Below are 19,349 nucleotides of genomic sequence, written 5' to 3'. Positions count from 1 at the left end.
TCGCCACCGGGACCATCCGGCGTTCGGCGGCCCACCCCACGCGATGGGCACGCAGCGCGAGGCGCCGAAGGTGTTCACAGCCGCCGTCATACTCGCCCTGCCCTGCGGCGCCTCGCCGAAGCCACGGAGGGATGACGGCCGGTACGGCTTCGGCGAGGCGCTCGTGGTCAGCGTCAGGTCAGCGGGAAGATGGTGTCGCCACGCATGACCGCGTCGGCTCCACCGTCGATGAAGACGACCTGACCGCACATGTGGCCGTTTTCCACACTGGACAAGAAACGGAGGAGCTCGGCGACGTCTTCGGCCTTCGCGATGCCGCCGAGCGGCATGGGGACCATGCTTTCGAGCTGGCGACGGTTCTCCGCACTGGCAAGCGAGTCGGCCATCATCGGTGTGGCGATCACGCCCGGAGCCACGGCGTTGAGCGCGATGCCCTTGCCGGCCCAGTCGGCGCTGGGCGCGGCACGCCGGACCCAGCGGGCGATCGTCCGCTTCGACGTCGCGTAGATGGCCTGGCCCTCCTCCTTCGCCAGCACCTCGGCCCGGGCTACCGCCGCCGCCTCGTCGCCGGCTTCGAAAGCGGCGGCGAGTTCGGCGTCGTGCGGAAACATGACCGCCATGCTGGCCACCGCCACAGCGCGTGGGGCGTCGGACTGCTCCAGCAGGGGGCGCAGGCCCTCGAGCGTGGCCAGCATGCCGAAATAGTTCACCCTCGCGGTCGCCGCGGAGTTGCTGGCCAGGCCGGCGACGGCCAGGACGGCATCGAGACGCCCACCGCTGATCGCCGTCACGTCGCGCACCATCGAGGCCCGGCCCTGCGCGCCGGACAGGTCCGCGATGACGTCGGCGTCGCGCAGGTCGATGCCGATGACCCGATGCCCGTCGGCCTCGAGAAGTTCTTTCGCGGCCCTGCCGATGCCCGAGGCCGCTCCGCTGATCGCGTAAGTACGCATCTGTCCCACCTCCTATCGGACCGCGACGAGGCGGCCGACGACCTCGCCCCGTCCGAGCCGCTCGATGCCCTCGCCGATCTCGTCGAAGGCGATGCGCTCGACGAGGGGCGTGACCTTGCCCTCCGCGGCCAGAGCGAGGAATCCCGCCAGGTCCTCCTTCGTGCCGATGATCGAGCCGACGTACTCCAGCTGCTTGAGCAGCACGTCGAGCATCTCAATGGTGGCCGTGGGCCGGCCGATGCCGACCTGGACGACACGCCCGCCGGGGCGGATGGCCTTGAAGGCGCCGCCGGTGGTGTCCATCCCGGCGAAGTCGATGATGACGTCGAGCCGCCGATCGGTGAAGTCGGTGATTGCCGCCGAGCAGGCGATCACGCCCTGCTCGGCCGCGAGCGGAAAGAGCGATCCCTTGATCTCGGCCGCGTACACCTCGGCGCCGACGCCAGCGGCGATGCGCGCCCCGATCATGCCGAGGCCGCCGAGCCCGATGACGCCGACCTTCATGCCGGCTTGCACGCGCCCCTGCTTGAGGACGGCGTGGTAGGAGGTGAGGCCGGCGTCGGTGGCGAGCGCCGCGACCGCGTCGTCGACGGTCTCGGGTACGGCGACGAGCTCGTCCGGGCGGGCGACGACCTGTTCGGCGTACCCGCCGTCGCGGCCGAAGCCGGGGCCGGCCGGGTCTGAGATCACCGCGACCCGGTCGCCGACGCGCCAGCCGGTCACGTCAGCGCCGAGTTCGGTGATCTCGCCGCTGATTTCGTGGCCGAGCGTGATCGGGGTGAAGGGCAACGGCTGCCCCTCGCCGTGCAGCAGCCCGACGTCGGAGTGGCACAGCCCGGCCGCCGCGATGTCGATGAGCACCTCGTTCGCGGCGGGCCGGGGCGCCGCGATCTCGTGCCTGGTGAGGCCCTTGCCGGCTGAGGTGAACCGCCATGCTCGCATGTCGCCAGCTTTCCGGGTCCCGGAGCCGCGGCTTCTCACGGACGAGGCCCTAAGTTACTAGTTACACCGAAGTATGGGTACTTCGGAGTCGGTTGTCACCGACTACCATACTCCCGTGACCAGCCGCGCGGACAGTGCCGATCCCCGGGCCGAACGCGTTCGAGCGCAGATTCTTGAGGCCGCCCTCACCCTCGCGTCCACCCGACGCATCGAGGAGATCTCGATCCCCGACATCGCAGCCGCCGCCGGCGTCAGCCGGCAGAGCTTCTACCGGCACTTCACGGACCGCGACAGCGCGATCGCCGCCGCCATCACTTCCTCGTTCCGCACCTGGCTCGATGCCGCCAACTCCGGCGACCCGCGAGCGCGCCTGCGAACGCTGATGGACTACGCCGCCGAACATGGGCAACTGCACCGCAATGTCTACCCGAGCGCCGCCTCACAACTCGCCTCGGCGGCCTTCCGGGCTGAGCTCGAACCGATCGCGGCCGAGCTGGCCCGGCGGCTGCTCACCACCCGGCATTCGATCGGCCAGCTCGACGCCCTCGGCGTCCTGCTGAGTGGTGGGCTCATGGAGACGGTGACCCGATGGACCGAGGGCCGCGGCACCGACACGCCGGACGAGACCAGCGCCACCCTGCTCGGCGCACTCAGCGCGATGCTCGCCGAGAATCCCTGAAGCTGAGGCGTTCCGCGGCCAACTGCCGGAAGACGGCGATCAGGTCGGCCGCCCGCTGGTCCGGCTCGGGCTGACCGGGATTCTTGACCCTAGCCCGGACAATCTCCACGAGACCGCCCAAGAGCAGCGCCGGGGCCGACGCGGTCATCGACTTCGTCGGCCCCGGTCGCGTTCCCCTTCGACCCCCTGGAGCTTCGCCCACGACGAGCTGCGTGCCGGCCGCATCGCGGGGCGCGGGATCATCACCTTCTGAGCTGCTCGAACTCTCCTCCGCGCGTCTCGTCAGAGGGCGCGCTGGAGCGCGCCGAGCCGGGTCGCCCAGATCCGTTTGGCCAACGCGGAGTCCGGGGCGAGGTTCTCCCCGGCGTGGTAGCTGCCCGGGTGCACGTGCAGCTCGGTCGGCACGCCGGCGGCCATCAGGCGCTGAGCGAAGGCGATGTCATCGTCGCGGAACAGGTCGACGGTGCCGACGTCGATGAACGCCGGTGGCAGGCCGGCCAGGCCTTCGGCCCGAGCCGGCGCGGCGTACCGATCGGCCGGTTTGCCGCCGAGATACCAGGCCAGGCCTCGATGTTGTCGACCCGTCCTAGACGCCGATGTCCACGATCTCTTCGCTGGAGGCGGTCGTGTTGCGGTCGTCGATCATGGGGTAGATTGGCATCATATATCTCAGGGCTGGGCCGCCGCGGTCCCGGGCCAACAGCGCGGTGGCGATGGTCAGCCCGCCGCCCGCGCTGGCGCCGTAGACGGCCAGGCGGTCGGGGTCGAACCCGAGCTCGTCGGCGTTCTTGGCCATCCAGACCTGTTTGGTCCGGACGTTGATAAAGCAGCCGTCCTCACCCGTGATCACGGATGACAAGGCGTTCACCGTGTTCGCCCGGCTGCAGCGATCGCCTCAGCCTGGGCGTGGCGGAACTGCAGTACATAGCGGCGCAGCAAGTCTGAGCGAGATTGCAGCAGACGCTGGCGTCACCGCGCGGACCTTCTTCCGGTACTTCCCGTCCGAGGAGACCATGGTCGTCGACATATACGACCAGACCAACGCCCGGCTCATGGAGCTCATCCGGGCTGAAGGCGTACCCGAAGACGAGATCCTGCCGGTCGTCACCGGCGCTGTCGACCGCCTGGGCCATCGCCGCCGCCCTCACCTGGTCACGGGGGTGGCCAGCCCCGCACGGCATTATGCGACGGATGGCGCTGGCCGAAACCGTCGCTCACTTGCACTACCTGGCATCAACCGGGCTTGTGCGCGGCTCGGACGGATCGCCGCAGCTCTGGCGCTGATCAGATCTCCCATTCGCCGTCGGCCCAGGCGGTGCGGACCGCCTCGACGACGCCCCGCACGACCGGATCGGCCGCCCTTTCGGCGAGCCAGACGAGCCCGAGCCGGAACTGGGGAAAGTCGGTCAGCGGCACCACGGCGAAGGCCGGGTCGTCGTACATCCGGGCGCTGCCGCCGGTCGACGGGTCGAGCGAGAACGTCAGATCGCCGGTACGGCGCACATGGGCCGCCAGCATGGCCGAGTCCACCCCGGCCAGCATCCGTAGCCGCAGCAGGCCCCGGCTGATCAGATCATCACGCATGCGCTGCATCGCCAGCGGCTGCAGCGACAGCGGCATCAGAACCACGTTCCGGTCGGCCAGGTCGGCGACGCTCAGCGCCGGCGATCCGGCCAGCGGGTCGTCGCGGCGCATGACGACCAGGAAGCGGTACGAGGCCAGGCTGAGCGACGCCACCGCCGGATCGTCGACCGGTAGGTGCACTAGGGCGGCGTCCAGCTCGCCGCGCGACACGGCCGGTAGCAGATCGGCCGAGGGCGCCAACGTCACCTCCACCGGCCGGCCGGGATTGCCTTTCTCGGCACAGTCGACCACCGTGTCGAGCACCAGCGGCGGCGCGAAATGTGACCCACCGAGGTGCACGGCCCGCTGCTCCCCGGCCGCGATCAGGCGCACCTCGGCGCGCGCCCGCTCGAGTTGGTCGAGCAGCGGCGGCACTCGGGCGGCCAGCGCCCGCCCGGCCGGGGTGAGCTCGACCTGGTGGTAGCCGCGAACGAACAGCGGAGCCCCGAGTTCACGCTCGAGTTCCTTGACGATGCGGCTGACCGGTGACGCGGTCATGTGCAGCCGCTCGGCCGCCCGGCCGAAATGCAACTCTTCGGCCACCGCGAGGAAGCACCGGAGCTGCTGCACGTCCATGACCCCAGTCTGCGTTACTGAACGGTTACCGGCAAGGAATTCCGCCGCCACGTTGCCGCCCGCGGCACGTAACGTGCGCGAAACAGTGATTTACGAACGGCGAGGAGCACGGCGATGGTGTGACCTACCGCACCTGAGCCCTTGAGGAGGCCGCCGTGGACACCGATCTGCCGCTGACCGGAGTACGGGTCGTCGACCGCACCGACGGCCTCGGCGAGACAGCCTCCCGCTTGCTGGCCGACCTCGGCGCCGACGTCATCCGGGCCGAGCCGGCCACGGGTTCGCTGTCGCGCCACCAGGAACCGGTCGTCGACGGCGTCAGCCTCTACTACGCCACCCACAACGCGAACAAGCGTGCCGTCGTCGCAGGTGACGACGACCTGAGCAGCCTGCTGGACAGCGCCGACATCCTGATCACCAACAATGCCGCGGACACCCGGCACCAACGGCCCGGGCTGACCGTCGTGGCCATCACCGACTACGGTCTCACCGGCCCGTACCGGGACTGGCAGGCCACCGAGTGGACCCATCTCGCCCTCGGCGGAGTGCTCTGCCGCTCCGGTCTGCCGGGCCGCGAACCCCTGCTCCCGCCCGGTTCCCTGGCCTACGAGTCGGCGGCGGCCCAGGCCGCCTGGGCCGCACTGCTCGCGTACTACCGCGGCGGCGACCTGGTCGACATCTCCGTCTACGAGGCCATCACCCAGGTCCTCGACCCCGGATTCGGTATCGGCGGCAGCGCCACCGGCGGCGTACCCGCAGTCAACGGTCCGCGCGGCCGACCCGACGCCCGCCACCTCTACCCGATCTTCCGATGCGCCGACGGCTGGGTCCGCATCTGCGTCCTGGCTCCACGCCAGTGGCAAGGCATGTTCACCTGGCTGGGTCAGCCCGCAGAGTTCGCCGACCCAGAACTGGCCAAGCTCGGCAAGCGATTCGCCGCGGCCGGCCGCATCTACCCGGCCATCGGCCGGCTGTTCGCCACGCGCACCCGCGAGCAGATCGTCACCGAAGGACAACAGCACGGCGTCCCCACCGCCGCCCTGCTCTCCCCCACCGAGGTCATGCAGGCCGAACAGTTCACCGCCCGGGGCGCGTTCACCGACGTGCCGTCCGTGCCCGAGGCCCGCATGCCCGACGGTCTGCTCGAGGTCGACGGCCGCCGCGCCGGCATCCGCACTCCGGCTCCCGGCCACGGGCAGCACACCAGCGAAGTCCTCAGCACACTGACCCCGGCCACTCCCGGCGCCGCGGCACCCGACGGCGCTCTTCCCCTGACCGGGTTGCGCGTGCTCGACCTCGGCGTCATCGTGGTGGGCGCCGAACTCGGCCGCCTCTTCGCCGACATGGGCGCCGAGGTCATCAAGGTCGAGAACAGGGCCTTCCCGGACGGCAGCCGCCAGACCTTCGACGGCGCGGCCATCAGCGCGTCGTTCGCCTACGGGCACCGCAACAAGCTCGGCCTCGGCCTCAACCTGCGCAGCCCCGAGGGCATCGAGATTTTCAAACAGCTGGTCGCCGAGTCCGACGTGGTCGTCTCCAACTTCAAGCCCGGCACCATGGAATCACTCGGACTCGGCTACGAGCAGCTCGCCGCGGTCAACCCCGGCATCGTCATCGCCGACAGCAGCGCCTTCGGCCCCACCGGACCATGGAGCCGGCGCATGGGCTACGGCCCTCTCGTCCGCGCATCGACCGGTCTCAGCGGCCTGTGGCGCTATCTGGACGACGAAGGTGGCCACAGTGATGCCTCCACCATCTATCCCGACCACATCGCCGCCCGGATCGAAGCGGTCGCGATCCTGGCCAAACTCATCGCCCGCCGGCACAGCGGCCGCGGCGGCACGGTCAGCGTGGCCCAGGCCGAGGTCATCATGGGCCAGCTGCAGCACCAGCTGGCGCTGGAATCCGTACGCCCCGGCTCGCTGACCGCCGTCGGCAACACCGGCCCGGCCGACGCCCCCTACGGCCTGTTCCCATGCGCCGGCGACGACGAGTGGTGCGTCGTCACCGTGCGCGGTGACAACGACTGGCAACGACTGGCCCAACTGCTCGGGACCGACCTGGACCTGCCGACCGCAGATGACCGGATCGCCCACCGAGAGCAGATCGACGCCCTGGTGTCGGCCTGGACCTCAGCCCGACCACCACGCCGCGCCATGGCCGAACTACAGGCCGCAGGTGTGCCCGCCGCGATGATGCAGCGCGTCCCGGAGCTACTCGACGACCCGCACCTGGCCCACCGCGGCTTTTTCCGAACGATGCACCACCCGCACATCACCGAACCCATGCCCACCGAGAACGGCCCCGCCGTCTTCAAGTCGATCGGGCCGCCACCACTGGAGCCGGCTCCGCTGCCCGGCGAGCACAGCCGCGACGTGCTGATCCGCGTGCTCGGCATGCCGGCCGACGAGGTCGACGCACTGATCACCGCAGGAATCGTGGAACAGTGGACCGACGCACACGCCACCTCCGTCGAACGGGTCTGAGCAGAACGGCATGGGCGCACGGGCCAGACTGAACGATCTCAACAACCGGAAGGCATGAGTCCACAGCTATAGCGACAAAGCTTGCACACGAAGGCTCCGACAAGCTCAAGCCCCGAAGAACAGCGCCACGATACTCAGTCGTCGCGACAGTTCCGATCGTCCGCACCACGGTCGGCGCCGTCCTGGAGACTTCCACTGCTGTAGATGGAATAGCCTCACCGGAACCCCGCTCGGAATTCTTCACCTGAGCGGGGTTTCTTCTGCCTAGGCGTTCCGCACACTGAGCGGCTCACGGCCGGAGATGCTCACCCGATCATGGCCACGCCGGCGACACCGAGCCGACTTCCGGACAGCTCTTCCGTCTCAACAGAGGCTTCTCCTAAGCCCTCGACAGGTAATCGCGCGAGTTCACCGAAGCCTGCGTCTCCCATCACCCTCACCCTTTTCGGTGAAGCAGACATCCGGCCCGTCATGACGGCCTCCCGCGCGAATCTCTCAGGTATCGACGTTCCGCTCCTCGAGACGAGGTGACGCCCATGTCGACACCCCTCACCACCCACTCCCCCGAACCACCCGACGATCTGTTCACCGCCTGGGTCGACCAGACACCCGGCCGTGCACGCCGCCGCGGGCGCCGACCTGACCAGCCGCAGGGCGCACTGCGGTTCGCGTTCTACGGGCGGATGTCGACCACCGAATATCAAGATCCGACCACGTCGCAGCAGTGGCAGCAGGACAACGCCAACCGGCTCATCGCCGGACACGGCACCATCGTCATCAAATACTTCGACGCCGGATACTCCCGGAGCCTTCCCTGGCACAAACGACCCGCCGCCGCCAACCTCCTCGACCTCGCCGCACAACCCGACCGGCCGTTCGACGCGATCGTGATCGGCGAATACGAACGCGCCTTCACCGGCCAACAAGCCATCCAGACCATCCGCCACCTCAACAACCTGGGCGTCACCGTGTGGCTGCCCGAAGCCAACGGACCAATTGATCTCGACGAACCCGCCCACCAAGCCCTGCTGATGATGCTCGGACATCAATCCGAACGAGAAGTCCTAAAATTCCGGATGCGCACCACCGCCGCGATGTGCGCCCAGGCCCACGACCAAGGACGCCACCTCGGCGGCCGCCCGCCGTACGGCTACCAGCTGGTCGACGCCGGACCACACCCCAACCGAGCCCACGCCGCCTGGGGACGACGCCTGCACCGCCTCGACCCCGACCCCGACACCGCCGCACACGTCCGGTGGATCTTCGCCCGACGGCTGACCGGTGCCAGCACCGCTGGTATCGCCCGCACGCTCAACGACCGCCGGAATCCCCTCACCCGCCCAGCACGACCCTGGCCGTAACCGGCACCGGACCAACTCTGTCTGGACGCTGCGTACCGTGGCGGCGATTCTGGCCAACCCGCGCTACACCGGACGGCAAGTCTGGAACCGGCAGCACACCGACCACCGCGAGACCGTGCCCGGAGACAAACGCAGCAGCCTCGGACCTACCCGCACCTGGAATCCCAAGTCCGAGTGGATCATCTCCGAGAACCGCACCCACCCCGCGCTGATCAGCGACGCCGACTTCCTCGCCGCTCAACACGTCTCCGCGATCCACACACCGAACGACGACTCTGTCCGCCGCTATGCGCTGACCGGGCTCCTCGTCTGCGGGCTCTGCGGGCGCCGCCTGGAGGGCCATTGGGTACACGGCCGGCCCGGATACCGCTGCCGGCACGGCCACATCAGCGCCCACTCCAGCGGGGCACGGCCGCGCGCGATCTACTGGCCCGAACGACGCATCACCACCGAGATGCTGCACGACCTCAAACGCCAAGGCGCCCTCACGAGATCAGCTGGAGTAGAAGGGCTGGCCACTCACCTACGCGACCGAGACCTCGTCATCGTCTGCAACCCCGGAAAGCTCACGCTCGACCGGCACCTCGAGCACGACACCGCGCCCAAGCTCGGCGGCCGAACAACGGCGGCTTCCCCACCATTGGGAGCGCGGACTCGCATTCCGGCGCAGCGCGGGATACAGAAAACCCCACCACATCCATCCCCGAGAGGAATGAATCTGGTGGGGGTTAACGTGTCCGGAGCCCGACACGAAGGTCACGCACACCCTGATCGCATCCCGAGATCTGGTTTGCGGGTCGTGAGCGCTGCCCGACCATCCCCTGGGCGTAAGCGGAGGGAAACGCACCGCACGGTCGACATCAGCCAACTCGCATGCCGCTTAAAGCTCCTAACACGATCTCCTAGCGGATCCAGTTGATCAGTCGGCGCCAGCAGATCAGGACGCAAGCGAGACCGACCAGGCCGTCGTGGATGTCGAGGCGTCGTTCCCAGCGCACGGCGAGCCGTCGGAACTGATGCAGCAGGGCGAAGGTCTGCTCGACGACGTAGCGCAGCTTGCCCAAGCCCTTGAATCCTGCGGTCTTGGGCTTCGGGATGATCGGTTCGGTACCGCGTTCGTGGCAGGCCCGGCGGAACGCGTCGCTGCTGTAGCCCTTGTCTGCCAACAGTGTGTCGAACCGTCGGCGTGGCCGCCCGCGGCGGCCGGCGATCGGCGGGTAGCCGTCGAGCAGGTCGAGGGCGCGGCTGATGTCGGGCACGTTCGCGCCAGAGGTGAGCACGTGGATCGGGGTGCCGTGACCGTCGCAGATCAGATGGTGCTTAGAGCCGGGCTTCCCGCGGTTGACCGGCGACGGGCCTGTCCCGGTACCCCCTTTTTCGCGTCGATGTGACTGCCGTCCATCGCCGCCCTCGACCAGTCGATCCGGTTCGCCGCGTTCAGCTTGGTCAGCAGAATCTGGTGCACCTGGTCGAACACAGCGGCCTCTGTCCAGCGCTCGAGCCGCCGCCAGCAGGTCATCCCCGAGCCGAACCCGAGCTCCTGCGGCAGGTCTTCCCACCCGATGCCGGTGTGCAGTACGAACAAGATGCCTTGCAGGCACAGTCGATCCGGCAGCGGCCGCGGCCCTGGCGCTTTGTCCGGCCATGGCGGCAGTACTGGCTCGATCAGCTTCCAGAGATCGTCATCGACGATCCACGCCTTGCTCATGACCAACGAACGAGACTGATCTCCACCTCGTAGCGCTGATCAACATCGATTCAGCAGATCGTGTTAGGGCCTTTTAAGCATGCGCAGGCCTGTCTCCTGCACAGACCTATACCTACCAGGGGCTGGCTAACGCGGCCGGCGCGAGGCCTAACGTAGGTTTGCACTTGGACTTGCCGGCGTGTGACCCTTTCCAGGTGCCAGGACGTCCAAGTGCGGATCTACAGCTTGCTCAGGCGATCGAAAAGTTCCACATACGCCAGCGACAGCCTGCCGGCTACCTGCCCTGGGAACTGACGCAATGTTCATTACCTTATCGCAGCCCTGACGCGCGGAACCGAGTGTGGCGCCGACGCAACGGTGCGGCCGAAATAACCGTAATCACGCGAGCAACCGGCGAACAAGATATCGGCTTGCCGTTCGGAGGACTAGCGGTACTCCTCCTTGCCTTCTTTTGCGGCGAAGCCTTTCGGAGTGGCGAACCCACGATCGAACTGGATGGATCCTACAGCGCCTTTATGAAGAAGCTGGGCCTCGCCAGTACTGGGGGAATGAACGGCAGCCGAAAACGGCTAGCTGAACAACTGCGACGACTCACAAATTCATCCATCAGAATAGGGGACGACTGGTCAGTACCGGAAGAACCAATCTTTTCCGACTGGTCGCTGTGGGGACAGTCCAGAAGCCAGCCACAGCCTGCAGGAAGACGAAATTTTGTTGAGTTTTCCGACAGCTTCTTCCGTCACCTCACTCACGGCGACCCCGTAGCGGTGGATTTGGACGCACTAAGTCTATTGAAGTTTGGCGGTTTGGCGGCAAATCTGTACGTCTTTCTTACGGCGCAGCTTGAACGCGTCAAGGAAGTCGAACACTACAATTGGGAATACCTGGCGGCCAGGTTTAATGGAATACCGGATCCGAACTATGCGTCATCGAAATCGCGGATAAAATATGAAGTCAAACGAGACATACGGAAGACCCTGCCGCTAATTTTAACTCTTCTCAGGTCGCAGCGAATCGCGCTGCATGATTCTGGAATTCACCTGGACATTAGGCCTATGCAAGCATTTTCCCAATCTGCTAAAGGAGTCAAAGCACACCTCAAAAAAGAGCCTACTCCATCTGCCGAGACTCCGCATAAACAGAAGAAAGATAAGGCACCAAGGCGAAATACAAGCCGGATATCACACTTCTTCATTTCCTATCCACGCGAGGAGAAGACTTATGCTAGCCAACTCGCAGAGCTTTTGACCAAAGCCGACCTAAACGCGTGGTATGACCATGATATCGATGTTGGCGAACGATGGGTGGAAGTCGTACGAGAAAAGATTGTCGGCTGCGTTGCCCTAATAGTCATCATGACACCTGATGCCGAACGCTCCAGGTGGGTGCAGCGAGAGGTTCGCCTAGCGGAGTGTGAAGGCAAGCCCATCCTCCCTCTATTACGCTCCGGGGAGGTCTGGTTCAGCTTGAATGACTGCCATTATGGCGATGTAAGGGATGGGGAACTACCAGGAGCCGAATTCGTCGATCAACTCAAGGCACTATGCCAGCCGAAGCAAACAGCGCCGGCACGAAACGCTCGTCGCCTACAGGCAGAATCATGACGTCCGCAGACTTCCGCGTGACTGGCCGCGCCAATATCAAGTCGTTATTTCTAGCTACGCTCGAGCGCTAGACCCGTCCGATCGCTCTGCGATCATCTTAGATAGGGCATCGGCATGAGACGTGGCTTGTTGAAGTAGATCACCCAGAGGGTCATACTCAAGCCCGCCCCGGTTCCGCATTTCATCGTAGGGCGACGGCGCTACAGCGGAGGACCAGATGGGAATCACTTCGCCAGCTTCAATACGTGATTTGTACTGGCTCGCCTCGAATAAGGTCCAACGCTTTCTTCCATACCTATCACCAAGAACGACAACAACAGCCCGAGAGTCAGACGCATAAATTGGCCCCATGTAGGCTTCGATGTCTTGACCAAGGAATCGGTGCTGTTCGGCAAAATCATAGAATACGGTATGCCCATTGTCTTCTAGAGCATTGCGCAGGTGCTCCGCGTAGGACCGATCCTCACCCGCGAATGAGAGAGCAAAATCGTATGTCTGCCGGTAGTCGACATTCGTGAATCCGACTTCACGGACGAAGTCAGGCCACGAGACGTTACGCAGGTAGAAAATAAGCATCGGATTCTCCACAGCAAGAATCCGCGCGTCCGGATCGAAGTGCAAGATCTCGGATATATCTACTTTGTCTGTAAGATTTTTCAGGTAGCCTTGGTCGAGTACGATACTAACGCTGACCTTCTCTGTGGGATGCTTCCGCATTTCTTCAGAGAGTGAGATGCTCCACGAATCCGACTCGGAAAGCCATTTAAGGATGTGTAGATAAGGCGCTCGGCCACTAGGGCGAAACTTCGTTCCACGAGCGAAGGCACGAACCGTGTCGCCAAACCGCTCCTTTTGCCGTTCCACGACTCGACGCTGCACTGCGGCAAACGAAGTACTTATAACCCTTTCAGCGTCGGGCTTCTCAATTACACCTTCGGCTACGCAGGCATCCATACACAGAAGCTGCGCTAGGTAGAAGCTCCCCCGTGCCTTTTCAATGATATGCTCACGAGCAGATATTCGGACATTGAGCGCATTCTCACCCGCCGCTACAAGTTCGCCAATTTTGGAGTCGGGTTCGATCTCGAACTTGACCACGTCGATGCGGTTAGAAAGATCCGGAGATGACTTTATCAGAGCCCTACCCGCATCGTTAATTCCAATGATTACCAACTTGCGTGTTGTGTCCTCCTGATCGGCTGTCACCTTGAGAAGATCTGCGAGATGAGCTTTCGTCTTGTCGTCAAGGCGATGGAAGTCATCCACGATCACCGTGCCAAACCCGCCAAGCTCCGGAAGTAGCTCGATATACTCCACATCGGAGGGAATTCGTGCACTGAGCTTGACAACGTCTTTAGCTATTTCTAGCTCGTCTAGGACCTTGGTAACGGCCGTTGACTTTCCGATCCCTGACGGACCTTCTACAACCACACCTCGGCCAGGCGTGCGTAGAGCAACCATGAGCCGGCTAAATTCGGATGGCTTCACGAAGGTGTGGGTCGGCACGCCAGAGATCTTGAAGACATCCTCAACAGTCAACTTGGACACTACGACAGACTAGCCGAACACGAGACTCTACGGGATGGCGTGACCACGGAGGCTCCACGGTCCTCGGTCGCATCTTTCAGGGTCAGAAGACTGCACCATTCGATCTGTAACAATGGTCCGTTCTTCCGAAATTAGTGTCGGGTAAGCGACAGGTGTCACGACTCCACGCCTTCCCTGAGCCGACAGCTAGCGGTAAAATGGTCGATCTTTGAAAGGAAATTCTTGTGGGAAACGCGGTATTTTACAGCTTTCACTATGATCGGGATGTGCATCGAGTCCAGCTCGTTCGCAATATGAACGCGCTTGAGAAGCAGCCCCTCTTGACCGCCCAAGCCTGGGAAACCGTGAAACAGAAAGGCAAAAAGGGCATTGAGGGCTGGATCCACGAAAAGATGCTATACAAAAAGTCGGTGATCGTACTTATCGGACAGCAGACGGCTTCTCGACCCTGGGTTCAGTACGAGATCGAAAAGGCTTGGAAAGACAAGAGGCCACTTCTAGGAATTCGGATTCACGGAATCCCTTCCATGGAGAAGGCAGTAGACAAGGCCGGGCCGAGTCCCTTCCATTCTACATCGGGCATTCCGATTTTCGACCCAACTCAGATCGACTGGTACGGGAGGATTGATGGGACCGCGACCTACAATTTCCTTAGGAAGAACCTAGACTGGTGGTCCGATCAGGGTGTCGTGCGCCGCAATGGATAGTCAATTAGAGTGCCCGTTTTGCGAAATAGTTAGAAAAAGTGATCCGGACGCGCGAGAGATTTATCGTGACGATAACATCGTCGCATTCTTTCCTACTGAACCCGCAACACTAGGCCACACACTGTTAGTACCCAGGCGTCACATCGAGGATATTTGGGCTTTGGATTCTCGCACGGCTGAAGGCCTTTCAAGGGTCAGCTTGAAAATTGCTAGCGCCATCCGGCGAGCAGTCAACCCTGACGGGCTGAACGTCATCCAGTCGAATGGCGACGCTGCCACTCAGACAGTCCCTCACCTTCACGTTCACGTTGTTCCGCGTTGGCGCGACGATCGCTTCGGGCGGATATGGCCTCCGAAGACGGACTACTCGGACTTTGATAAAGATGAAGCTTGGGGGCGTCTGAGGTGGGCTGTGCGAAACTCAGGTCAAGATGATTGAGAACATTCCGGAACCGACGCCTGACGATCGCCGAAAACACCTTGACTACATTCAAGCTGTTGTAACGCGGATGTCCGCCGCGTCCTCTTCCGCTAAGAGTTGGCTGCTCCCGGTAGTAACGGCCACATACGGATATGCGCTTACGAAAAGCGTTGAGTCGCTAGCCCTTCTAGGAATGGCGGCAGTACTTTTATTCTCCATAATTGACGCTAACTATCTACGCCAAGAAAAGGCGTATCGGAAGCTATACGGTATAGTGACTGCCGACCCGCGGGCGGTTCCCGTATTCTCACTGGATGCGTCGAATGTTTTCTTCACGACCTTAGAGAAGTCGGGTAGCGCCGCGGACGGTTCCATCGCAGTGACTGAGCAAAGAATGCCGCGCTGGCGTAAAGTCGGAGAATTCGCCGGGCGATGGCTTCCCGGCCCCCAAGTATGGCTCTCTTGGTCAATAGCGCCGTTCTACGGTGGGCTACTCGTAGTGGGGTTGGTCATCTACCTATCGAGCAAGTGATCAGTCAGCATTGATTGTGCCGAGCGGTAGTTCCGTCGTAGCACTCACCAATGCGCGACTCCATCACTCGATGTCGAGCTGGCTCGGAGACATCCGTTGGGACGTCAAGTCGTGACAGGACGTCCCGACGGGTGTGGTGCCTTCGATCCCATACTCGCAGCAGTCTGGACCTGCAAGTCGGTATCCAGATCGCGCGAGCATTGGGACACCGGTTGCCCGAGGCCCCGGCCGTGCGTGCCCCCAGATGAGCGTGCGGCCGGGCTGCCCAGGCTTCTACGCCTCAACGGACGCGTCGGAACACGAGGCCCAGACCCGCTCGAACGAGTCGAGGTAGGTAGCCGCCATCCCTTCGGGAACATGTCGCCGCAGGTGCAGTACGGGCGCGTGTGAAGCCGGCCGGCCGAAGACGTGAGCGTTGACCAGTAGGTCGTTGTCCGCGCGGTAGATCGAGTTGTAGAGCACAGTGTCGTGCAGCCGCAGCTCAGCGCCAGCACCGACGACTGGACCAAAGCCGACCAGGGCCGTACGAATGCGAGCACTCATACCGTCGCCGATGCGCTCCTCCGCGCCGCGATCAAGCACGTGGGCGCCCTCCGGCTTCCCGAGAGCGATGCGCACCCGTACGCCGGCCTCCGCCTTGTAGCGCAGTTGAGCGGATGCGGCCACGTCGTCGGCGAGAAAGAGGGCACTGTAGGCGAGGAGATCGATCTCCTCGCGGGCGCCGCCGAAGAGGCGTGTCCACGTATCTACCGGCACGGCGGATCGATGGGGATAGACGGTTACGACCTCGTCGGCGTGGTCGCCATGGGCCGCGGCCCGTGGCAGGTCTGGCCACAGGTCGTATTGCGACCATCCCGTCAAGCTGGCGAGAGCGTTGCGGTGGCGCGGGTAGGGCTTACGCCCGGTCATCCAGCGACGCACGGTCTTCGGGTCGACGCCAAGTCGCGCGGCAACGTCGATCTCGTTGATGCCCGCGCTTCGCATCGCGCGGGTGAGTGGACTGGTCACGCAACGACTCCCATCGCTGGCGATGACCCATCGTATCCAAGAAGTCCCAAGACGTCCTAGCGCCGTAGTTCACACGGTGTGATCTGACGCGAAGACTCTCAAGCAGGCATCGTCCGTCGAGGGATAGGACTGGGCAGGCTCAGTGGGTCAAGATGACCAAGCAAATGAAGAGGCAGCACAGCGTGCTGCTGACCGGCTTGCGCTTGCGCTCGAAGACGCCGGGTTCGATGTAGGCCAAGACTTCCCAGCGCTGCACAACGCCATGGGCCGCAAAGGTGACGCCGTCGTCCGGATCGGCGACGTCCATCCGACTGTGGCCGGTCGGCTCGCCGCTCTACTAGCCGGACGTGCCGCTCAGTAGTTCGTTCTAGACAAAGGAGCAGCGACAGGGCGTCACGTGCGTTCGACGGTACGTTCACATAGGCTCGCAATGTGGACCAGGTCGAGCGCGCCCGTGACCTCACGCGCTCGTTGCTGTCTGAGTCGATCCCCCGACGTTGGTTTCACAGTCAAGGCGTGGGACTCAAGGCTGAGACAGTCGCACATTTGGTCGGCGATGACGCGTCGGCCCTCATCTCCGCTGCGTGGCTGCACGACGTGGGGTATGCCCCGAACCTCGTGGTGACCGGGATGCATCAGCTCGACGGTGCTCGTTACCTGCGCGATGTCGCCCAAGCTGACGACCTGGTGTGCCGGCTCGTCGCACACCACTCGTGCGCCTTCATCGAGGCTCGGAACCGCGGGTTGTCTGACCAGCTCACGCAGGAGTTCCCACCCGTCGGCGGTTTGGCCGCGGATGCGATCACGTATGCAGACATGACCACGACGCCGGACGGCGAGCCCACCGAGGTGGAGCTCCGCCTCGCCGAGATCCTGGCCCGCTACGGCGACGGCGACCTCGTTGCCGAATCGATCCGGGAAGCTAGCCCGTTGATCATCGACTCAGTTCGCATCGTGAAGGCGGCGCTCGATCGGACCTGACGATCATTCCGTCCGGGACAGAGCGCCCTGCTCGTCGCGGCTCCATCGGCGACCTGAGCTGTCCAGGAACTCGATTTGTACCGGTTCCGGCTCTACGTACGTCCGGAGCCAGTCGGCCGGTGCGGGGCGTTGGATGGTTCGGCCTGGTGGAACGAGGCCAATGAACTCCGAGCGCTGTTCTTCGTCGCCGTACGCGGGCATGGGAAGTTCCACCTCGTAGATCGGCATGCCACTGGCGTTGTGGATGTGGAAAGCCAGCTCACGTTCACCGTCGGCCTTGCGGGTCATCTCAACCCAGGCGCTGATTCGCTCGGCCTGCACTCGGCGTGCGTCTTCCGAACGTTCGGCCTCACGGCGGTGTTCGCGGCGCAACAGCATGAACCCGACGAGGAACGCACCGACCGTGCCGACCGCGGAGAACGAGTCCGCGAAGGCCCCGAGCCATTCGCTATCCAAGGTGCACGTCCGCCGAGGTCATGAAGTGGTCGAGACGCTTGCGCATCGATCGGTCCATGGGCAGAGAATCGATCTCCGAGGTGGGGACCCATCGGACGTCGGTCGTCTCGGAGCTTGTCGAAAGGGTTCCCCCGATCGCCCGTGCGGCGAAGACGACCGAGAACTCCTGCCGCACTTCGCCGTTGCTCGTGTAGAGGATGACGTGCCGTGGGTCGGTGAAGATCCCCACCAGGCCGGTGATCTCGACGTTGAGCCCGGTTTCCTCGGCGGTTTCCCGTACGGCGGTCGCCGGAAGCGACTCCCCCAGGTCCATCGCGCCTCCTGGGAGCGCCCAATTGCCGTTGTCCGAACGACGGACCAACAGGACTCGACCGTCGTCATCCGCCACGATCACGTTCGCCGACGGGACGAGCGATGTCGCGGCCGGCGCATCGGGATCGTCGTAGAAGTCTCTCCGCCCGACCATGCTTCCAACCTAGGGCAGCGGAGTCGCGTCGTTCCAGACGCGCTCGAAGCTGTCCAGGTAGGTCGTAACCATGCCACCGCCGGCGACTCGCCGTAGGTGGAGCACCGGCGCCTGGGACGCGGTGACGCCGTAGATGTGCGTGTTGACGAGGAGTTGATCGTCGGCTCGGTAGATCGAGTTGTAGAGCACGGTCCGGTGCAGCCGGAACTCGATGCCGTCGAGCTGGCGCAGCGGCCGGTACATCACGAGGGCATTCTTGATCTTTCCCGCTTGGGCGTCGTCGACGCCTTCGTCGGCGCCCCGCTGGGCCACGACCTCGCTGTCCGGGTCACCGAGCAGGATGCGCACGCGCGCCCCGGCCTCGGCCTTCTGGCGGAAGATCCTCTGAATACCGGCGTCCTCGGACAGAAACAAGCCGCTGTAGACCAGGACGCCGATGTCCTCCCCAGCGCGGTCGAAGATTCGCCGCCAGAGGTCGGACGGAACAGTCCAGCGATGCGGGTAGATGTTGATGATCTCGCTCTCGCTCGCGCTGGCGATTTGATCAGGGTTGAGCGCGTCGGGCCACAGGTACACCTCGTCGACCCCGAGGTGCGCGGCAACCGCGTACCGATGGCGACGGTACGGCGTCCGGCCGTTGATCCACCGCTCCACGCTCTTCGGGTCGACTTGGAGCGCTTCCGCCAGTCCGGCCGGGGTGATGCCACGTTCAAGGATCGCGGTGCGTAGTCGCTCGTTCGGCATCGTCTTCCCGTCGGGACGTCCCAGCCAGCTTGGTCACCCTACGAAAGACGTCAACAAGCCGTCCAGTTAGCAACTGCTGACGTCCCGGCCGCCAGCCGCACTCTCGATGGCGTCGATGCGAATAACGCACCGCCGATCGAGAGGAGCCAGCAATGGAAACCCAACACTTCACCAGCGAGACCCCCACCTGCCCCTGCGGCGCGCAGCTCGGCGCGGGACACCCGACGATGTGCCGCAAGTGCGTTGCCCGAACGCGCTGGAACCGGCGTCACCAGCCGCGCGGCGGCCACGGCGGCAGGGACAAGGCTCTCCGTACGCGTCGAGGGCGCCGCGCTCGCAACAATCACGGCGGTGACGCGTGACGATCGCCATCTCCGCAGTCATTCTGCTCGGGGTCTTCGTCTACCTGCTCTGGCGATACGCCCGACTGCCGCTCTGGCAAGCCGCCGTCTGCGCGGCCTTCGGCTACTTCCTCGCCTCGTCTTCCATCGGCCCCGAAATCGGCGACGGGCTCCGGGCACTGGCGCGGTTCGTCGCCGGACTGGACCTCTGAC

General features: G+C 64.3%; 22 protein-coding genes and 2 pseudogenes. 10 read left to right on the top strand and 14 right to left on the bottom strand.

Annotation, left to right across the window (positions count from 1 at the left end):
- Positions 1 to 173: 173 nt before the first annotated feature.
- Together JKJ07_RS16815 and JKJ07_RS16810 are read right to left on the bottom strand one after the other, a co-directional pair.
- Positions 174 to 953, bottom strand: coding sequence for an SDR family oxidoreductase (locus JKJ07_RS16815; RefSeq protein ID WP_202992485.1), 780 nt, complete (start codon positions 951 to 953; stop codon positions 174 to 176).
- Positions 954 to 965: 12 nt separating this feature from the next.
- Positions 966 to 1,895, bottom strand: coding sequence for a zinc-binding dehydrogenase (locus tag JKJ07_RS16810; RefSeq protein ID WP_202992484.1), 930 nt, complete (start codon positions 1,893 to 1,895; stop codon positions 966 to 968).
- Positions 1,896 to 2,010: 115 nt separating this feature from the next.
- Here JKJ07_RS16810 and JKJ07_RS16805 point away from each other — a divergent pair, with 115 nt between their 5' ends.
- Entirely contained in the window at positions 2,011 to 2,574 is a 564-nt protein-coding gene (locus tag JKJ07_RS16805; protein WP_202992483.1) for a TetR/AcrR family transcriptional regulator, read from the top strand.
- A gap of 282 nt (positions 2,575 to 2,856) precedes the next feature.
- Here JKJ07_RS16805 and JKJ07_RS51130 read toward each other — a convergent pair whose 3' ends face one another.
- From JKJ07_RS51130 to JKJ07_RS51120, 3 genes and pseudogenes are all read right to left on the bottom strand, one after another.
- Positions 2,857 to 2,991, bottom strand: a complete 135-nt coding sequence (locus JKJ07_RS51130; protein WP_268919161.1) for an alpha/beta hydrolase family protein — start codon at positions 2,989 to 2,991, stop codon at positions 2,857 to 2,859.
- A gap of 6 nt (positions 2,992 to 2,997) precedes the next feature.
- A pseudogene (locus JKJ07_RS51125) lies at positions 2,998 to 3,138 on the bottom strand (alpha/beta hydrolase fold domain-containing protein); the annotation flags it as partial.
- A 22-nt stretch (positions 3,139 to 3,160) separates the two neighbouring features.
- Positions 3,161 to 3,424: an alpha/beta hydrolase gene (locus JKJ07_RS51120; RefSeq protein WP_307834291.1), complete on the bottom strand. Its 264-nt coding sequence runs from the start codon at positions 3,422 to 3,424 to the stop codon at positions 3,161 to 3,163.
- Here JKJ07_RS51120 and JKJ07_RS52235 point away from each other — a divergent pair.
- Positions 3,417 to 3,581 (top strand): annotated as a pseudogene (locus JKJ07_RS52235) (TetR family transcriptional regulator); the annotation flags it as partial. The gene JKJ07_RS51120 and the pseudogene JKJ07_RS52235 sit on opposite strands and share 8 nt — an antisense overlap.
- 277 nt (positions 3,582 to 3,858) lie before the next feature.
- On the opposite strand, the gene JKJ07_RS16790 reads toward JKJ07_RS52235, so the two are convergent.
- Entirely contained in the window at positions 3,859 to 4,773 is a 915-nt protein-coding gene (locus JKJ07_RS16790) for a LysR family transcriptional regulator (RefSeq protein WP_202992481.1), read from the bottom strand.
- A gap of 155 nt (positions 4,774 to 4,928) precedes the next feature.
- On the opposite strand from JKJ07_RS16790, the gene JKJ07_RS16785 reads away from it, so the two are divergent.
- The 3 genes from JKJ07_RS16785 to JKJ07_RS49880 all read left to right on the top strand — a co-directional run bounded on the left by JKJ07_RS16785 (position 4,929) and on the right by JKJ07_RS49880 (position 9,539).
- Positions 4,929 to 7,259 (top strand): CaiB/BaiF CoA-transferase family protein, encoded by a 2,331-nt coding sequence (locus tag JKJ07_RS16785; RefSeq protein WP_202992480.1) that lies wholly within the window; start codon positions 4,929 to 4,931, stop codon positions 7,257 to 7,259.
- Between the two features lie 536 nt (positions 7,260 to 7,795).
- Positions 7,796 to 8,620: a recombinase family protein gene (locus JKJ07_RS49885; protein ID WP_236029009.1), complete on the top strand. Its 825-nt coding sequence runs from the start codon at positions 7,796 to 7,798 to the stop codon at positions 8,618 to 8,620.
- A gap of 37 nt (positions 8,621 to 8,657) precedes the next feature.
- Positions 8,658 to 9,539: a recombinase family protein gene (locus tag JKJ07_RS49880; RefSeq protein ID WP_498370754.1), complete on the top strand. Its 882-nt coding sequence runs from the start codon at positions 8,658 to 8,660 to the stop codon at positions 9,537 to 9,539.
- Here the strand turns inward: JKJ07_RS49880 and JKJ07_RS16775 are convergent.
- A protein-coding gene (locus JKJ07_RS16775) for an IS5 family transposase (RefSeq protein ID WP_202992478.1) occupies positions 9,523 to 10,328 on the bottom strand; the annotation gives its coding sequence in 2 pieces (ribosomal slippage) (positions 9,523 to 9,998 and positions 9,998 to 10,328; 807 coding nt in all). The genes JKJ07_RS49880 and JKJ07_RS16775 overlap by 17 nt on opposite strands.
- 164 nt (positions 10,329 to 10,492) lie before the next feature.
- Between JKJ07_RS16775 and JKJ07_RS16770 the strand changes: the two genes are divergently transcribed.
- Complete coding sequence (locus tag JKJ07_RS16770) at positions 10,493 to 11,932, top strand: replication protein RepA (RefSeq protein ID WP_202992477.1); 1,440 nt, start codon at positions 10,493 to 10,495, stop codon at positions 11,930 to 11,932.
- Positions 11,933 to 11,986: 54 nt separating this feature from the next.
- On the opposite strand, the gene JKJ07_RS16765 is transcribed toward JKJ07_RS16770, so the two are convergent.
- Both JKJ07_RS16765 and JKJ07_RS49875 read right to left on the bottom strand, forming a co-directional pair.
- Positions 11,987 to 13,480 carry a TIR domain-containing protein gene (locus tag JKJ07_RS16765; protein WP_202992475.1) on the bottom strand — a complete coding sequence of 498 codons (1,494 nt, stop codon included), beginning with the start codon at positions 13,478 to 13,480 and terminating at the stop codon, positions 11,987 to 11,989.
- Positions 13,481 to 13,635: 155 nt separating this feature from the next.
- Positions 13,636 to 13,866, bottom strand: a complete 231-nt coding sequence (locus JKJ07_RS49875) for a hypothetical protein (protein WP_236029008.1) — start codon at positions 13,864 to 13,866, stop codon at positions 13,636 to 13,638.
- On the opposite strand from JKJ07_RS49875, the gene JKJ07_RS52230 reads away from it, so the two are divergent.
- Positions 13,774 to 14,187 carry a TIR domain-containing protein gene (locus JKJ07_RS52230; protein WP_369077001.1) on the top strand — a complete coding sequence of 138 codons (414 nt, stop codon included), beginning with the start codon at positions 13,774 to 13,776 and terminating at the stop codon, positions 14,185 to 14,187. The genes JKJ07_RS49875 and JKJ07_RS52230 overlap by 93 nt on opposite strands.
- A complete protein-coding gene (locus tag JKJ07_RS16755; protein WP_202992472.1) occupies positions 14,180 to 14,626 on the top strand; it encodes an HIT family protein in 447 nt (148 codons plus the stop codon). Before JKJ07_RS52230 ends, JKJ07_RS16755 begins: the two co-directional genes overlap by 8 nt.
- 787 nt (positions 14,627 to 15,413) lie before the next feature.
- On the opposite strand, the gene JKJ07_RS16750 is transcribed toward JKJ07_RS16755, so the two are convergent.
- Together JKJ07_RS16750 and JKJ07_RS16745 are read right to left on the bottom strand one after the other, a co-directional pair.
- On the bottom strand, positions 15,414 to 16,148 hold the full coding sequence (locus JKJ07_RS16750; protein WP_307834289.1) for an XRE family transcriptional regulator: 735 nt from the start codon (positions 16,146 to 16,148) through the stop codon (positions 15,414 to 15,416).
- 139 nt (positions 16,149 to 16,287) lie between these two features.
- Positions 16,288 to 16,455: a hypothetical protein gene (locus JKJ07_RS16745; protein WP_202992470.1), complete on the bottom strand. Its 168-nt coding sequence runs from the start codon at positions 16,453 to 16,455 to the stop codon at positions 16,288 to 16,290.
- A 125-nt stretch (positions 16,456 to 16,580) separates the two neighbouring features.
- On the opposite strand from JKJ07_RS16745, the gene JKJ07_RS16740 reads away from it, so the two are divergent.
- Positions 16,581 to 17,129, top strand: coding sequence for an HD domain-containing protein (locus tag JKJ07_RS16740; RefSeq protein ID WP_202992468.1), 549 nt, complete (start codon positions 16,581 to 16,583; stop codon positions 17,127 to 17,129).
- A gap of 3 nt (positions 17,130 to 17,132) precedes the next feature.
- Here the strand turns inward: JKJ07_RS16740 and JKJ07_RS16735 are convergent, their stop codons facing one another.
- From JKJ07_RS16735 to JKJ07_RS16725, 3 genes are read right to left on the bottom strand one after another with little or no spacing between them, the layout of a single operon-like run.
- Entirely contained in the window at positions 17,133 to 17,585 is a 453-nt protein-coding gene (locus JKJ07_RS16735; RefSeq protein ID WP_202992466.1) for a hypothetical protein, read from the bottom strand.
- Positions 17,578 to 18,051 carry an NUDIX domain-containing protein gene (locus tag JKJ07_RS16730; RefSeq protein WP_202992464.1) on the bottom strand — a complete coding sequence of 158 codons (474 nt, stop codon included), beginning with the start codon at positions 18,049 to 18,051 and terminating at the stop codon, positions 17,578 to 17,580. The genes JKJ07_RS16735 and JKJ07_RS16730 overlap by 8 nt, the downstream gene beginning before the upstream one ends.
- 9 nt (positions 18,052 to 18,060) lie before the next feature.
- Positions 18,061 to 18,795: a helix-turn-helix domain-containing protein gene (locus JKJ07_RS16725; RefSeq protein WP_202992462.1), complete on the bottom strand. Its 735-nt coding sequence runs from the start codon at positions 18,793 to 18,795 to the stop codon at positions 18,061 to 18,063.
- A gap of 358 nt (positions 18,796 to 19,153) precedes the next feature.
- Between JKJ07_RS16725 and JKJ07_RS16720 the strand changes: the two genes are divergently transcribed.
- Entirely contained in the window at positions 19,154 to 19,348 is a 195-nt protein-coding gene (locus JKJ07_RS16720) for a hypothetical protein (protein WP_202992459.1), read from the top strand.
- The last annotated feature ends 1 nt before the right edge of the window (position 19,349 follow it).

This window comes from Paractinoplanes lichenicola (assembly GCF_016785085.1).
Classification (GTDB): Bacteria; Actinomycetota; Actinomycetes; order Mycobacteriales; family Micromonosporaceae; genus Actinoplanes; species Actinoplanes lichenicola.
Note: the sequence above shows the minus strand (reverse complement) of the source record. Positions and strands in the feature narration are given on the sequence as shown.

What these genes read in the sequence shown, in the direction of transcription:
- JKJ07_RS16815 (WP_202992485.1), bottom strand. Translation starts at nt 953, where the DNA reads ATGCGTACTTACGCGATCAGCGGAGCGGCCTCGGGCATCGGCAGGGCC.
- JKJ07_RS16810 (WP_202992484.1), bottom strand. Translation starts at nt 1,895, where the DNA reads ATGCGAGCATGGCGGTTCACCTCAGCCGGCAAGGGCCTCACCAGGCAC.
- JKJ07_RS51130 (WP_268919161.1), bottom strand. Translation starts at nt 2,991, where the DNA reads ATGGCCGCCGGCGTGCCGACCGAGCTGCACGTGCACCCGGGCAGCTAC.
- JKJ07_RS16790 (WP_202992481.1), bottom strand. Translation starts at nt 4,773, where the DNA reads ATGGACGTGCAGCAGCTCCGGTGCTTCCTCGCGGTGGCCGAAGAGTTG.
- JKJ07_RS49885 (WP_236029009.1), top strand. Translation starts at nt 7,796, where the DNA reads ATGTCGACACCCCTCACCACCCACTCCCCCGAACCACCCGACGATCTG.
- JKJ07_RS52230 (WP_369077001.1), top strand. Translation starts at nt 13,774, where the DNA reads ATGAACGCGCTTGAGAAGCAGCCCCTCTTGACCGCCCAAGCCTGGGAA.
- JKJ07_RS16755 (WP_202992472.1), top strand. Translation starts at nt 14,180, where the DNA reads ATGGATAGTCAATTAGAGTGCCCGTTTTGCGAAATAGTTAGAAAAAGT.
- JKJ07_RS16745 (WP_202992470.1), bottom strand. Translation starts at nt 16,455, where the DNA reads ATGGACGTCGCCGATCCGGACGACGGCGTCACCTTTGCGGCCCATGGC.
- JKJ07_RS16730 (WP_202992464.1), bottom strand. Translation starts at nt 18,051, where the DNA reads ATGGTCGGGCGGAGAGACTTCTACGACGATCCCGATGCGCCGGCCGCG.
- JKJ07_RS16725 (WP_202992462.1), bottom strand. Translation starts at nt 18,795, where the DNA reads ATGCCGAACGAGCGACTACGCACCGCGATCCTTGAACGTGGCATCACC.